At 63.3% G+C, this 12,451-nt stretch carries 12 protein-coding genes; 7 read left to right on the top strand and 5 right to left on the bottom strand.

The features are described from left to right. Window positions 1-51 precede the first annotated feature (51 nt). Window positions 52-1,575, top strand: a complete 1,524-nt coding sequence (pdxR, locus tag E1748_RS05100) for a MocR-like pyridoxine biosynthesis transcription factor PdxR (protein ID WP_133646047.1) — start codon at window positions 52-54, stop codon at window positions 1,573-1,575. Window positions 1,576-1,594: 19 nt separating this feature from the next. On the opposite strand, the gene E1748_RS05095 is transcribed toward pdxR, so the two are convergent. Further along, entirely contained in the window at window positions 1,595-2,599 is a 1,005-nt protein-coding gene (locus E1748_RS05095; protein WP_133646046.1) for a serine hydrolase domain-containing protein, read from the bottom strand. 7 nt (window positions 2,600-2,606) lie between these two features. After that, a complete protein-coding gene (locus tag E1748_RS05090) occupies window positions 2,607-3,491 on the bottom strand; it encodes a LysR substrate-binding domain-containing protein (protein ID WP_133646045.1) in 885 nt (294 codons plus the stop codon). A gap of 201 nt (window positions 3,492-3,692) precedes the next feature. On the opposite strand from E1748_RS05090, the gene E1748_RS05085 reads away from it, so the two are divergent. Beyond that, window positions 3,693-4,286, top strand: a complete 594-nt coding sequence (locus E1748_RS05085; protein WP_205965193.1) for a hypothetical protein — start codon at window positions 3,693-3,695, stop codon at window positions 4,284-4,286. Window positions 4,287-4,316: 30 nt separating this feature from the next. On the opposite strand, the gene phnE is transcribed toward E1748_RS05085, so the two are convergent. The 3 genes from phnE to phnC are packed head-to-tail and all read right to left on the bottom strand — an operon-like array spanning window position 4,317 to window position 7,054. Continuing rightward, entirely contained in the window at window positions 4,317-5,150 is an 834-nt protein-coding gene (gene phnE, locus E1748_RS05080; RefSeq protein WP_133646044.1) for a phosphonate ABC transporter, permease protein PhnE, read from the bottom strand. Then, complete coding sequence (phnD, locus tag E1748_RS05075) at window positions 5,147-6,109, bottom strand: phosphonate ABC transporter substrate-binding protein (protein WP_133646043.1); 963 nt, start codon at window positions 6,107-6,109, stop codon at window positions 5,147-5,149. Before phnD ends, phnE begins: the two co-directional genes overlap by 4 nt. Window positions 6,110-6,160: 51 nt before the next feature. Further along, window positions 6,161-7,054: a phosphonate ABC transporter ATP-binding protein gene (gene phnC, locus E1748_RS05070; protein ID WP_133646042.1), complete on the bottom strand. Its 894-nt coding sequence runs from the start codon at window positions 7,052-7,054 to the stop codon at window positions 6,161-6,163. A 255-nt stretch (window positions 7,055-7,309) separates the two neighbouring features. Here phnC and E1748_RS05065 point away from each other — a divergent pair, with 255 nt between their 5' ends. The 5 genes from E1748_RS05065 (at window position 7,310) to E1748_RS05045 (ending at window position 12,422) form a co-directional block, all read left to right on the top strand. Continuing rightward, window positions 7,310-8,344 carry a M14 family zinc carboxypeptidase gene (locus tag E1748_RS05065; RefSeq protein ID WP_133646041.1) on the top strand — a complete coding sequence of 345 codons (1,035 nt, stop codon included), beginning with the start codon at window positions 7,310-7,312 and terminating at the stop codon, window positions 8,342-8,344. Beyond that, window positions 8,341-9,123 (top strand): alpha/beta fold hydrolase, encoded by a 783-nt coding sequence (locus E1748_RS05060; RefSeq protein WP_133646040.1) that lies wholly within the window; start codon window positions 8,341-8,343, stop codon window positions 9,121-9,123. Before E1748_RS05065 ends, E1748_RS05060 begins: the two co-directional genes overlap by 4 nt. Window positions 9,124-9,787: 664 nt before the next feature. Further along, on the top strand, window positions 9,788-11,041 hold the full coding sequence (locus E1748_RS05055; protein ID WP_133646039.1) for a hypothetical protein: 1,254 nt from the start codon (window positions 9,788-9,790) through the stop codon (window positions 11,039-11,041). A gap of 172 nt (window positions 11,042-11,213) precedes the next feature. Further along, window positions 11,214-11,723, top strand: a complete 510-nt coding sequence (locus E1748_RS05050; RefSeq protein WP_240766327.1) for a hypothetical protein — start codon at window positions 11,214-11,216, stop codon at window positions 11,721-11,723. A 3-nt stretch (window positions 11,724-11,726) separates the two neighbouring features. Then, window positions 11,727-12,422: a C39 family peptidase gene (locus tag E1748_RS05045; protein ID WP_133646038.1), complete on the top strand. Its 696-nt coding sequence runs from the start codon at window positions 11,727-11,729 to the stop codon at window positions 12,420-12,422. Window positions 12,423-12,451: the final 29 nt, after the last annotated feature.

The raw sequence follows: 12,451 nt of genomic DNA, 5'->3' as shown, positions 1-12,451 counted from the left end.
ATTTGGCTCTTATCTTTAGAGCCATTTCAATAAAAACGTAGGAGCCAATTCATGCGTGCGAGCGTTCTGTCCGACTGGCTGGCGCAGCGCCTCGACCGGGGCAGCGGCCAGCCGGTCTACCGGCAACTGCACCGACTGCTGCAGCAGGCGATTCTGTCGCGCGAACTGCCGGCCGGCAGCCGCGTGCCGTCGTCGCGGCTGCTCGCGGCCGAACTCGGCATCGCGCGCAATACGGTGACGCAGGTGTTCGAGCAACTGGTGCTCGAAGGCTATGTGACGTCGGCGACGGGGCGCGGTACGTTCGTCGCCGAAAGCGCACCGGACGATGTGATCGGCCTGGACGTCGCCCCTTCGCCGGAGCAGACGGCCGCGCCTTCGGAAGCCGACGCGCCGCGCACGCTGTCCGAACGCGGCGCCCGGCTGATCGCGGGAGCGGGTGTGTCGAGACGCCAGGGCGGCGCGTTCATGCCGGGCGTACCGGACGTGTCGCGGTTTCCGGCGCGTGTGTGGAGCCGGCTGAATGCGAAGTACTGGCGCACGCCGCGTCCCGATCTGCTGACCTACGCGCCTGGCGGCGGGCTGTCGCTGCTGCGTCACGTGCTCGCCGATTACCTGCATACGTCGCGCTCGGTGCGCTGCACGCCGGAGCAGATCGTGATCACGACGGGCATTCATCAATCGATCGATCTTGCGGTGCGGCTGCTGTCCGATCCCGGCGACGTGATCTGGACCGAGGATCCGTGCTACTGGGGCGTGCGCAGCGTGCTGCACGTGTCGGGGCTACAGTCGCGGCCGATCCCCGTCGACGACGAAGGCATCGCGCCATCGCCCGCCGATCTCGCGCAGCCGCCGAAGCTGATGCTCGTCACGCCGTCGCATCAATATCCGCTCGGGATGGTGATGAGCCTCGCGCGGCGGCGGATGCTGCTCGAGTACGCGCGGCAGAATCAATGCTGGATCATCGAGGACGACTACGACAGCGAGTTTCGCTACGGTAGCCGGCCGCTCGCGTCGCTGCAGGGGCTCGACACAGCGGGACAGGTGATCTACGTCGGCAGCTTTGGGAAGACGCTGTTTCCGGGGTTGCGGGTCGGTTATCTGGTCGTGCCCGAAGCGCTCGCCGAGAGCTTCGCGACCGCGAGCGCGGAGCTGTATCGCGAGGGGCAGTTGTTGCAGCAGGCGGTGCTCGCCGAGTTCATCGCGGAGGGGCATTTCACGTCGCATATTCGCAGGATGCGCACGCTGTACGGGCAGCGTCGGCAGACGTTGCTCGATGCCGCCGCGCAACGTTACGGCGATGCGTTCGCGGCGGTGGGCGGCGATGCGGGACTGCATCTGGTGATGCGTTTGCCCGACGGCACCGACGATCGCGCGGCGGCTGCGGCGGCACTCGAACGCAATATTGTCGTGCGGGCGTTGTCCGGGTATTACGCGCAGCCGGCGAGTGCGCCGTTGGGGTTGCTGCTCGGCTATGCGTGCGTGCCTGATGATGAGATCGCGCCGGCGTTCAATACGCTTGCGGATGCGCTCGATGCAACCGTTGGGCCGCTGGAGAAAATTGCACTGTCGGTGTGACGTTGCGCAAGGGGCGCGTTCATAGCCTGCCGATCTGCAACCATCGTACCGACGGATGATCGCCGGGAACCGCCTCCGGAAGAACCGGATGCGCGAGTCTCAGCCCGCGCGCCGAATTGGCAAACCATACAGCGGCATCGCGCGTTATGCGATTGCCGACGACGTACGCGCGAAACCCCGGAATGTTTCCCCAGTGAAAGAAACATTCCTGCGCGGGCTCCAACCCCCAGCCCAATCCCCATGCCACGTCGAGGTCGGGCGCGTTCGTTCCGGTCAGGTCTTCCGGGTCGCCTTCACGCACATGTACCGCTGGCGCGAAGCATCGCGTATGCATCCGGTTCGTGAGTCCTTGCGCATTCAGCACGGACTGAACGAAGCGCAGATAGTCCGACGCGGTCGTCAGTAGCGACCACGATGCCTGCGCTGTTTCGACGCGACGCTTCGGCACCGGCTCACCCTCCCATTCATGGCCCTGGGCATGATTCGCCGCGAAGCGTTCCTGCCATTTGAGGCTCGAATGCCGCATGCCCAGCGGTTCGAAAACGCGTTTGCGGGCCAACGCTTCGAGGGAACAACCGGTGACCGTCTGCATCGCACGCTGCAACCAGCCGAACGCGCTGCTGCCATAACTGAAGCGCTCGCCTGGCGCGAAGTAAGTTTTCAACGGCGCGTCTTGCCGGACGATGTTGGGCAATCCGCTTGTGTGCGTCAGGACGTGCAGTGCGGTGATCTCGCGCGCTCTGACGTCGTCGGGAACGTACTCGCCGCAAATGTCGACGAGCGGTTGATCCAGGTCGAGCAGTCCTTCATCGACGAGTTGCAATGCGATGAACGACACCAGCGGCTTCGTGAGCGATGCTGCTTCGAATACGGTCTGTGCGTCGACCGGCGAGCGATCGTGAGTGCCGCGAATACCGAAGTAATGTTCCGTTGCCGGTTCGCCGGCTCGAAGCGTCGCCAGCGAAATGCCGGGGATTGCGCCCGTAGCGGTCAGGTTGTCGAGTAACGCTTCCAGGTCGGTCATCGGCAAGTCACTCCGCACTCGCAAACAACCAGTCCAGAAACACCTTCAACTCCCGATCCTGCGGCGCATCGCGATACAGACAATGAAACGGCGGCCCTTCAAGCTGCACGTCGGGAAACAGCTGAACGAGACGCTTCTGTTCGATATCGTCGGCGACGATCGCCTGCGGTGCGAGCCCGATGCCGAGTCCGCTGATCGCGGCCTGCACGAGCAGAAAAAACTGGTCGAAGTAGCGGCCGCCGAGCGTTTCGCCGGTCGGCACGCCTGCGCACAGAAACCAGTACTGCCACGCTTCGACAATGCCCGTGTAGTGCAGCAGTTTTGCGCTGCGCAGATCGGCGGGCTCGCGTAGTCGCGCGAGATCGGGCAGCCGTGGCGAGCACACTGCGATCGCGCGGTTTGGAATCAGCGGGCGCGACATGTAACCATAACGACGTAAATTCGGTTCGTAGCGGCGCACGACTGCATCGTTCGATTCATCGATGTGATCGATGCCCAGTTCCGCCGACACGACGACCTGCACGTCGATATCCGCATGCAGCGCCTGAAACGACGCGAGCCGCGGAATCAGCCAGCCGTGCGCGAACGATGCCGACGTGTTGATGCGGATCACGCGGGTCGATGTTTCGTCCGTCATCTGCATCGTGGCTTCGGTCAGCCGTCCGAGACAGCTCGCGACGTCGACGAGATAGTGCCGCGCGCGTGGGGTCATCTGCAGCGAGCGGCCGTTGCGCTCGAACAGTTTCTGTCCGAGGTAATCCTCGAGCACGCGGATCTGCTGCGTGATCGCGCTGTGCGTGACGCACAGTTCGTCGGCGGCTTTCGACAGACTTTGCAACCGTCCGGCGGCTTCGAAACTGCGCAGGGCATTCAGGGGCGGCAGGCGGCGCATCGACGGCTCTCATTTCCAAGAATTGCTTGTACTTCTAGCAGAAACTTTCAATTTTAGAAAGCGTGGACGCCCCGTACGATAAGGCTCTCTTCCGGATACCGGCGATTTCATGCGAGATTTACTGCGAGGTTCGATGTGATGCGCGCGGGTTTTTCGGCTGGGTTTTTACGGGGCGCGGTGGCGCTGGCGACAGCAGGCGCATTGGCCTGCGTCGCAGGGTGCGCGAACGATCAGGACTCGAACGAGCGGGTCACCGGATCCGGCGGCAAGATGGTCCGCTACAGCTCGCGGCAGGTCACCGTCGATCTCACGCCGGCCGAGCGCAGCGTGCTGGAGCAGGTGCGCGAGCGCGGCTTCGCCGGTGCGACGCCTGCGAGTGCGCTGCAGGCGGTGGCAGCCGCGTTGAAGGCGAGCGGCTACGCGCCAGTGACGACCGACACGTCCGCGGCCATCGTCGAAGGCGGTCGCAGCGAGGTGTTGATCGCGAAGTGGCGGGAAGTGCTGCGCGGCGTGCTGAAATCGAAGGTCGGCATGTTGCCTGCGAAGCCCGATCATCAGTACACGACGGCACTCGTCAGCGTACGCGTCGATGGACGAGGCGGCGCGACGGTGCGCGCGCGGTTCGACAACACGGTGTGGGACAGCAACGGCGACTCGCAGTCGAAGACGATCGTCGCGCCGTCCGCTTACGAAGACTTCTTCAAACTGGTGAGCCGGGCACTCGCCGGCGAACATCTCGCGGACAGCGCGGCACCGGCGAGCGATAGCGGTGCCGACACGCCGACGCCGCACTGAACCGCCTGCATCGTCGGCCGCGGACTCCGTTCAGATCACCCGCTCCCGCATCCGCGCAGATATCAGATCGATCGCCGTCACAACGACGATCACCATGATCATCACTGCCGCCGTCTGCGCGTAGTTGAACGAGCGGATCGCTTCGTACAGCACGACGCCGATCCCGCCCGCGCCGACCATGCCGACCACCATCGCCGAGCGCACGTTCGATTCGAAGCGGTACAGCACGTACGAAATCCACAGCGGCAGCACTTGCGGCAAGACGCCGTAGACGATCTCGTCGAGTCCGGTCGCGCCGGTCGCACGCACACCCTCGGCGGGACGCGGATCGATTGCTTCGACGGCTTCGGCAAACAGTTTCGCGAGGACGCCGGTGGTGTGCACCCACAACGCGAGCACGCCGGCGAACGGGCCGAGTCCGACCGCGACGATGAACAGCATCGCGAACACCATCTCGTTGATCGCGCGGCATGCGTCCATCATGCGACGCACCGGCTGCACGACCCACTGCGGCGCCATGTTGCGCGCCGACAGCAGACCGCACGGAATCGCGCAGACGACTGCGAGCACGGTGCCCCACAACGCAACGGCCAGCGTGATCAGCAGTTCGTGCACATAGACACGCCACTCGGCGAAGTCGGGCGGGAAGAAGTCCTTCGCGAACTGCCCCATGTTGCCGGAGTCGGACAGCAGATCGAGCGGGCGCATATCTGCGCCGCGCCACGACAGACCCAGCAGCGCGATCGCGACGATCCAGCCCACGAGCGACAACCAACTGCGCTTGCCGGTTGCTGCTGCACCGTTCGTGGCAGATGAAGCGGCGTTGCCCGTTACGCGGGACGCGTCGAGATCGGCGGCGTTCATTGCTTTGCGGCGGTGTCGAGTGCGGCAAGCTTCGCGTCGAGTGCGGCCGTCTGCGTCTTGCGCTCGTCATCCGACAGATGCGTGTCGGCTTCGATCTTCTGCTTCTGCTGGAACAGCGCGACCTGGCGGATCGGCAGCAACTGCGCATCGCTCGATGCCGCGAAGCCGCTGTAGCCGGTGATGTTCGCCATGATCTGCTTTTCACGCGGATCGGTCTTTGCGTAGTTCAGGAAGAACGTACGCAGCTTGTCCTTCGTCGCTTGCGGCAAATCCTTGCGCCACACGAGCGGATCGGACGGGATCAGCGGCGACTTCCACAGCACGCGCACCTGCGCGAACTTGTCCGGATGCAGCTTTTGCAGCGTCGCGAGCATTTCGGTGTTGTTCGTCGCGATGTCGATCTTGTTGTTTACGACGGCCAGCAGATTCGCTTCGTGGCTCGACGGCAGCACCGTCTTGAACGACGTGTTCACCGGCGTATGGTGTTGCGCGAACAGGTAGTAGCCGGGAATCAGCGTGCCCGACGTCGAGTTCGGATCGCCGAAACCGAGCGTCACGTCCTTCGTGTTGCGGAACACGTCGTCGAGTGTCTTGAAGCGGCTGTTCACGTTCGTGATCAGCAGCGAGTAGTAGCCGGCATCGCCGTTCGCATACTGCATCTTCGCGAACACTTCGCCGTTCGAACGATCGACGGCTTCCATCGCCGACGCATTGCCGAAGTAACCGATCTGAACCTTGTTGAAGCGCATGCCTTCGATGATCCCCGAATAGTCGGTGGCGAAGAATGCCTTCACGTTCAGGCCGGTCTGCTTGTTCATGTCGTCGATCAGCGGCTGCCAGCGTTGCTTGAGCACTGCCGACGAATCGGTCGAGATGATGCCGAAGTTCAGATCTTCGGCGTGAGCGGCGACGCACGCGAATGCGACGACGCCTGCGATCAGGGTGCGGAGGAATTTCATCGAGCGGAAGTCCTGTGGTGATGCGGATAAGAAAGCGTGAGCGGTGAGCGTTCAGACCGAATGCGCGAACGCATACGGTGAGGGTGTGGTGTGCGACGGTGCGTCTTGAGAGGGAGGCGTTGCCGGAATGCTGCCGACGACGTCGCTCGCTTCGCCCGTGGTGGCCGTGCTTCCTTCGAGCAGTTCACGAGCGGCACTGCCGTACAGCTCGCGCAGCAGCGCAGGCGTCAGCGCGGCGGACGGTCCGTCGTACACGACCTTGCCCTGCCGCAGCGCAACGGTGCGCGCGCAGTACTGCATCGCGATGTCCACCTGATGCAGCGAAACCAGTACGGTCAATTGATGGTTCGTATTGAGCGCGCGCAGCATGTCCATCACGCGGCGCGACGACTCGGGATCGAGCGATGCAATCGGTTCGTCGGCGAGGATGATGCGTGCGCGCTGCACGAGTGCGCGTGCCAGCGCCGCACGCTGTTGCTGACCGCCCGACAGGTTCGCCGCGCGTTCGGCCGCGTGTCCATCGATGCCGACTTCGGCGAGCGCGGTCATCGCGAGTTCGCGTTCGCCGCGCGGAAAAATCCCGGTGATACGACGCCAGAACGGCAGCCGCGCGAGCGCGCCGATCAGCACGTTGGTCTGCACCGTCAGCCGGTTCACGAGATTGAACTGCTGGAACACGAAGCTGATATCGCGGCGAATGCTACGCACCTCGCGCACGAGACGGCCATCCTGTTGAATAGGCCGACCGAGAATCTCGATGCGCGACGGCTGCGGGTCCGCGACGGTGAAGCCGGCGATATGCCGCAGCAGCGTCGATTTTCCGGAACCCGATGCGCCGATCAGCGCGACCATTTCGCCGGGCTCGACGCGCAGATCGATTTCGTCGAGTGCTTTGCGGCCGTTGTTGAACGTCTTCGACAGACGCTCGATGCGGATTGCTTCCATGACGTACCTCTCCATCGCGCCAGGACGATCCGTTGGCGTTGCGGCACATTCTAGGAAGCGACTATGACCGTTGAGTGAAGGCATCGCGACGTCTAGACGACTATATCTTTAAACGCGTCATGCGAATGTCACTGTGACGCTCGCGTGACAGCGTCTCCCATGACATGTCATGTATTGTTCGTCGCGTAGGGGCTATATTGCGCATATCAGCATGAGCCGTCCCCAAAAACCTCGTACTTCGCATACGACACAGGCATGCAGGCGCTCAGTTTTCTTCCCGACAGTTTTGCGGAGTACGAAGATCTGAAGTCGATACTCGACGACGGCAGCGCGATCTTCGAAATCGAAACGGCGTGCGAAACGAAGGTGCATGGACGGACCTTCGCAGTGCACACGGCGAGCATCGGTTCGACCGATCCGCAGGCGCCCGCGATCGGTTTTTTCGGCGGCATTCACGGGCTGGAACGGATCGGCTCGCAACTCGTGCTCGATTACATGCGTGCGCTGCTCGCGCGACTCGAATGGGACGAACTGCTGGTACGCCAGCTGCAATCCGTTCGTCTGATCTTCATGCCGATCGTCAATCCGGGCGGCATGTGGGCCGCGACCCGCGCGAATCCGAACGGCGTCGACCTGATGCGCAATGCGCCGCAGGATGCCGATGCGCGTGTGCCGCTGCTCGCGGGCGGTCAACGGCTCGGTGCGTGGTTGCCGTGGTATCGCGGGCCGCGCGGTGCGCCGATGGAATGCGAAGCCGCCGCGCTGCTCGACGTGGTCAAACACGATCTCGCGTCGCGGCCGCTGAGTCTCGCGATCGATTGCCATTCGGGTTACGGCTGGAGCGACAGTATCTGGTTTCCGTATGCGCGCACGCGCCGCGCGATGTCACATCTGCCGGAAATGTTCGCGCTGAAGACGATGTTCGAGCGCGCGCATCCACATCACGGCTATATGTTCGAGCCGCAAAGCCATCAATACCTGCTGCATGGCGATCTATGGGACTGTGCGTACGATCGCGCGCCCGCACAAAACGTATTCCTGCCGATGACGCTCGAGCTCGGTTCGTGGGTGTGGATCAAGAAGAACCCCCGGCAGCTTTTTTCGCGTCAGGGCATGTTCAATCCGTTGAAGGCGCATCGCACCGCGCGCGTGCTGCGGCGTCACGCGAACCTGCTCGACTTCCTGACGCGCGCCGCGTTCGCGTGGCAACGCTGGTTGCCGGAAGGGCCGCGCCGGCAGCAATTGCAGCAGCGCGCGATCGAGCATTGGTATCGCAAGGCCGGTACATGAGCACGTGGATTCTGCTGCGCGGTCTTACTCGTGAAGTGCGGCACTGGGGGCCGCTGCCCGCGTTACTGCGCGACACCGCGGGCGTCGGTGAGGTACTGCGTATCGATCTGCCCGGCAACGGCGTGTTCGCGCAACTGCGCTCGCCTGCGGATGTCGCGAGGACTGTCGGCTTCGTGCGTCTCGCCGCGTTGCAAAGCGGTGCGCCCGGACCGTACCGGCTGTTCGCGATGTCGCTCGGCGGGATGGTCGCGACTGCATGGGCGCAGCAGTATCCGCGCGAGATCGAACGGCTCGTGTTGATCAATACGAGCATGCGGCCGTTCAGTCGTGTCACAGAGCGTCTGCGTCCGCGTGCGTGGCCGACATTGCTGCACGTCGCGCTGCAGTGGCGCAATGCGCCTGCAGCGGAAGAAGCGATTCATCGGCTGACATGCAATCGCCACGATACGTGGGCACGCGATCTCGCCGAGTGGATCGCGATCCGCGAACACGCACCCGTTTCGCGGATCAATGCGTTGAGTCAGCTGTGGGCAGCCGCGCGCTTCAGTGCATCGGCAACGCCGCCGGGCTGTCCGACGCTGGTGTTGTCGTCGGATGCGGATCAGCTCGTGAACCCCGTGTGTTCCGCGAAGCTCGCAACGGCGTGGGACGCACCGCACATTCGTCATCCCTGGGCGGGACACGATCTGCCGCACGACGACGCCGAATGGGTTGTGCGCGCGGTGACGTCGTGGCTGAAGCAATCTGCCGGCGCATTGCCGGTGAACAGGCTCGAATAAAAACAACGCAATTATCGTGCGCGAATTAACAATTGCATTGACTTGAGTCTGCTATATTTGTATTAAATTGTTTCGTCTGATTCCTGGTTTAGGGTAATTGGCGGAATGCGAATTTGATGAAATCGTTTTAAATGCTCCGACAATAATCAATGATATGAATTACGCAATTCGTGAAGTCGGGATTGAGGAAATTTTGACCTTGTGGGTAGATAGATCGTAAAAGATACGTTTTTCAACACTCCATAAAACATGGTGAAAGCTGGCAGCCCTATGCCATAGGCCCGCGCCGGTAAGGTTTTGAAAGAAGCAGCAGGTGCGCGGCACCCAGCAATGACATTAAGCGGGCCAGAAGCGATGCCGGAATGAAGCAAAACAGAAACACTTTATATTCATGCGAATTTACTAGAAAAATAGAACGTAAATCCATGAATTAAAATAATTGTATATCTGAAATAATCGTCTGAAATTCGCATAACGCGTATTTAGTGCGTTTCAAACAAGAAACATAAATGCGTATTCAGATGCATTAAATGGGAAAGCCTCCCGCCCACATTCCGCAGACCCTTTCCCTTTCAGTGGATTACACGCATGGCACCTTCTATGCGTCGTGGTGCCGCGGATTGGCGCAGTCGGCCAAGCCGTCCCACCACATCAGGAGGAAACCATGCGAAAGACTTTAATGGCGTCCGCTGCGGCCGTTGCCCTCGGCCTCAGCGGCTACGCGATGGCAAATCCATGCAGCGATAACTCGGACGCGTCCTGTACCCAGAAGTCCACCACCGGCGCGAACACCCTCAGCAATGCAGCGACATCCACCCAGACCAGCACCACCGGCGCCAACGCCAATGAAATCACTTCCGGTGCACAGGTCTATCAAGACTCCTTCAACAACACCAAGGTCGTTGCGCTCAGCAAGCTGGATGGCTACGTGAGCAACGTCAGCGTCTATGGCATCGGCAACCAGGCGGGCAACTGGGGCAATGCGAACGGCGGCAAGGGTGGTAAGGGCGGCGCGGGTTATGGCGGCGCAGGTTCCGGCGGCAATGGTGGCAAAGGCGGCAACGGCGGTGCGGGCGGCAGCGGTGGCGACGCGACCAACGGCAGCGCGTCGGCGGGCTACGCGAGTAACGGTGGTGCGACGGCCGGCGACGGCACCGGCGGCGCAGGCGGACGCGGCGCAGCTGGCGGCACCGCGCACGCGGGCGGCACGCAGGGCGGCACGGGCCACGGCAGTGGCGGCACCGGAGGCGGCACGGGCGGCAGTGCGCTCGCCGGCAGCGGCGCAGCTGGGGGCAGCGGCGGCGGTCTGGCAGCGGGCCTCGGCGGCGGCAGCGGCACGTCGGGTGACGGCAGATCGCGTACCGGCGGTGGCGGCGGCACGGCCACGGCGAGCACGGGCGCAGGCACCGGCACCGGAACCGGCTCAGGCACCGCGACCGGCACCGGTGGCGCAGGCTCGGCAGGCACGGCGACGGCGTCGGGCGGCGCAGGCTCGGGAACGGGCGGCGCGGGTTCCGGCACGGGCGGTGCAGGCGGTGCGGCAACCAGCATGGCCGGCGCAGGCGGTGCGGGCGGCGCAGGCGGCACCGGCACCGGCGGTCAGGCGACCAACGGCAGCTCGTCGACGATGGCGAGCAACGGCAGCGCGACCGCAGGCAACGGAGCAGTCGGTGCGGCGGGTGCGGCCGGCGGCACGGGTGGCGTAGGTACCGGCGGCGTCGGCAACGGCGCAACGGGCGGTGCGGGTGGCGCAGGCGGAGCCAATGCGGTCGATGCCGGCACGTTCAACATGTCCAACAGCATGGCGAGCGTCGGGCAATCGGCGGCGGGCATCATGGTCGCGAACCAGAACAGCGGTCTTGCGTCGATGGTGCAGCAGGCGGTCACCGTGCAGGCGAATCTGACCGTGGGACATTAAACCGTTCGGCCAAACCATCAGCGGTATCGGCAGAAGGCGGTGCGTCGCGAGGCTGTGTGCCTGCGATGCACTGCCCACCACCGGATAGCAGACCCGCTCTCGCACGAGGCGAGACGAATCGCAGGGTAGCACCCGTTGCGAGCCATCGGCTCGGGCGGGCAAGGAGACAATCATGCAAGCGTTCACGCGTGCAGTGCGGTGGCCGGGGTGGCTGGGTTGCGTGGTTCCGGTCGCGATAGGATGGGTCGCGCTTACGGTCGACGTCTGTGCGACCGAGGTGTCTGCGTCGCCATCGTCGGCGTCTCCTGCACCGGTTGCGGACGTCGTGCCTTCGACGCCGCCTGTCACCGACGCAGCGGCTACGACGCCCGACGCACGCGCGCCGGCCGGGTCGATTACACAGCAGCAGAGCGCACCACCAACATCATCCGACTCCAGCTTCGGCGTCGCGATGACCGCCGAGCAACTGGACCAGCATCGCGGCGGCGATCAGACGATCAGCAACATGACGCTCACCGGCGCCGTGTCGGACAACAGCGCGAAGAACGTATCGACGGGTTCGAACGCGATCACGCAGGGCTCGTTCGCGAATTCGAGCGGCCTGCCGACGGTGATCCAGAACTCCGGCGCGAACGTGCTGATCCAGAACGCGACGATCCTCAACGTCCGCTTCGGGAACTGAGCGATGAATCCGCGTGCGGTACTGCTGGTGTTTTCAGCGCTTACGTGCGGGCTGCTCGCAGGCGTCGTGCGCGCCGATCAGATCGACGTCGTCGATGCGGCGGGCGCGGGCTACACGATGCACGTGACGAGTCTGAAGGAAGCGCGCTTCAAGCGGACCATCAAGCAGCAATACGATTTCAGTTGCGGGTCGGCGGCGCTGGCGACGTTGCTGACTTACCAGTACAACTATCCGGTCAGCGAGCAGACCGCGTTCGCGCAGATGTACGAGCACGGCGATCAGGCGAAGATCCGTCAGCAGGGTTTCTCGCTGCTTGACATCCGGCGCTTTCTCGACGAACACGGTTTCGTCGCGGACGGTTACGAGCTGCCGCTGCAAAAACTCGCGGAGACGAACACGCCCGCGATCGTGCTGATCACCGAGCATGGTTATCACCACTTCGTCGTCGTCAAGGGACTGCGCAACGGGCGTGTGCTCATCGGCGATCCGGCGACCGGCACGCGGCCGATTCCGCTATCGAGTTTCGAGGAGAAGTGGGAGGACCACGTCTTCTTCGTGATTCACAACAAACCCGGGCAGGCGCTGTTCAACGATCCACGCGACTGGCGCGTTGCGCCCGCCGCGCCGCTGTACACGGGCATCAGTCGCGACAGTCTTTATAACGTCACGATACCGAAGCTCGGTCCGGGCGATTTTTGATCGAGTTTTGATTTCTGGAAGTTTCGGGA

It is taken from the genome of Paraburkholderia flava (assembly GCF_004359985.1).
Taxonomy (GTDB): Bacteria; Pseudomonadota; Gammaproteobacteria; order Burkholderiales; family Burkholderiaceae; genus Paraburkholderia; species Paraburkholderia flava.
Note: the sequence above shows the minus strand (reverse complement) of the source record. Positions and strands in the feature narration are given on the sequence as shown.

Coding starts and splice junctions, on each gene's coding strand:
- E1748_RS05090 (WP_133646045.1), bottom strand. CDS start 3,491: ATGCGCCGCCTGCCGCCCCTGAATGCCCTGCGCAGTTTCGAAGCCGCC.
- phnC (WP_133646042.1), bottom strand. CDS start 7,054: ATGGAAGCAATCCGCATCGAGCGTCTGTCGAAGACGTTCAACAACGGC.
- phnD (WP_133646043.1), bottom strand. CDS start 6,109: ATGAAATTCCTCCGCACCCTGATCGCAGGCGTCGTCGCATTCGCGTGC.
- E1748_RS05060 (WP_133646040.1), top strand. CDS start 8,341: ATGAGCACGTGGATTCTGCTGCGCGGTCTTACTCGTGAAGTGCGGCAC.
- E1748_RS05055 (WP_133646039.1), top strand. CDS start 9,788: ATGCGAAAGACTTTAATGGCGTCCGCTGCGGCCGTTGCCCTCGGCCTC.
- E1748_RS05065 (WP_133646041.1), top strand. CDS start 7,310: ATGCAGGCGCTCAGTTTTCTTCCCGACAGTTTTGCGGAGTACGAAGAT.
- E1748_RS05095 (WP_133646046.1), bottom strand. CDS start 2,599: ATGACCGACCTGGAAGCGTTACTCGACAACCTGACCGCTACGGGCGCA.
- E1748_RS05045 (WP_133646038.1), top strand. CDS start 11,727: ATGAATCCGCGTGCGGTACTGCTGGTGTTTTCAGCGCTTACGTGCGGG.
- phnE (WP_133646044.1), bottom strand. CDS start 5,150: ATGAACGCCGCCGATCTCGACGCGTCCCGCGTAACGGGCAACGCCGCT.
- E1748_RS05050 (WP_240766327.1), top strand. CDS start 11,214: ATGCAAGCGTTCACGCGTGCAGTGCGGTGGCCGGGGTGGCTGGGTTGC.
- pdxR (WP_133646047.1), top strand. CDS start 52: ATGCGTGCGAGCGTTCTGTCCGACTGGCTGGCGCAGCGCCTCGACCGG.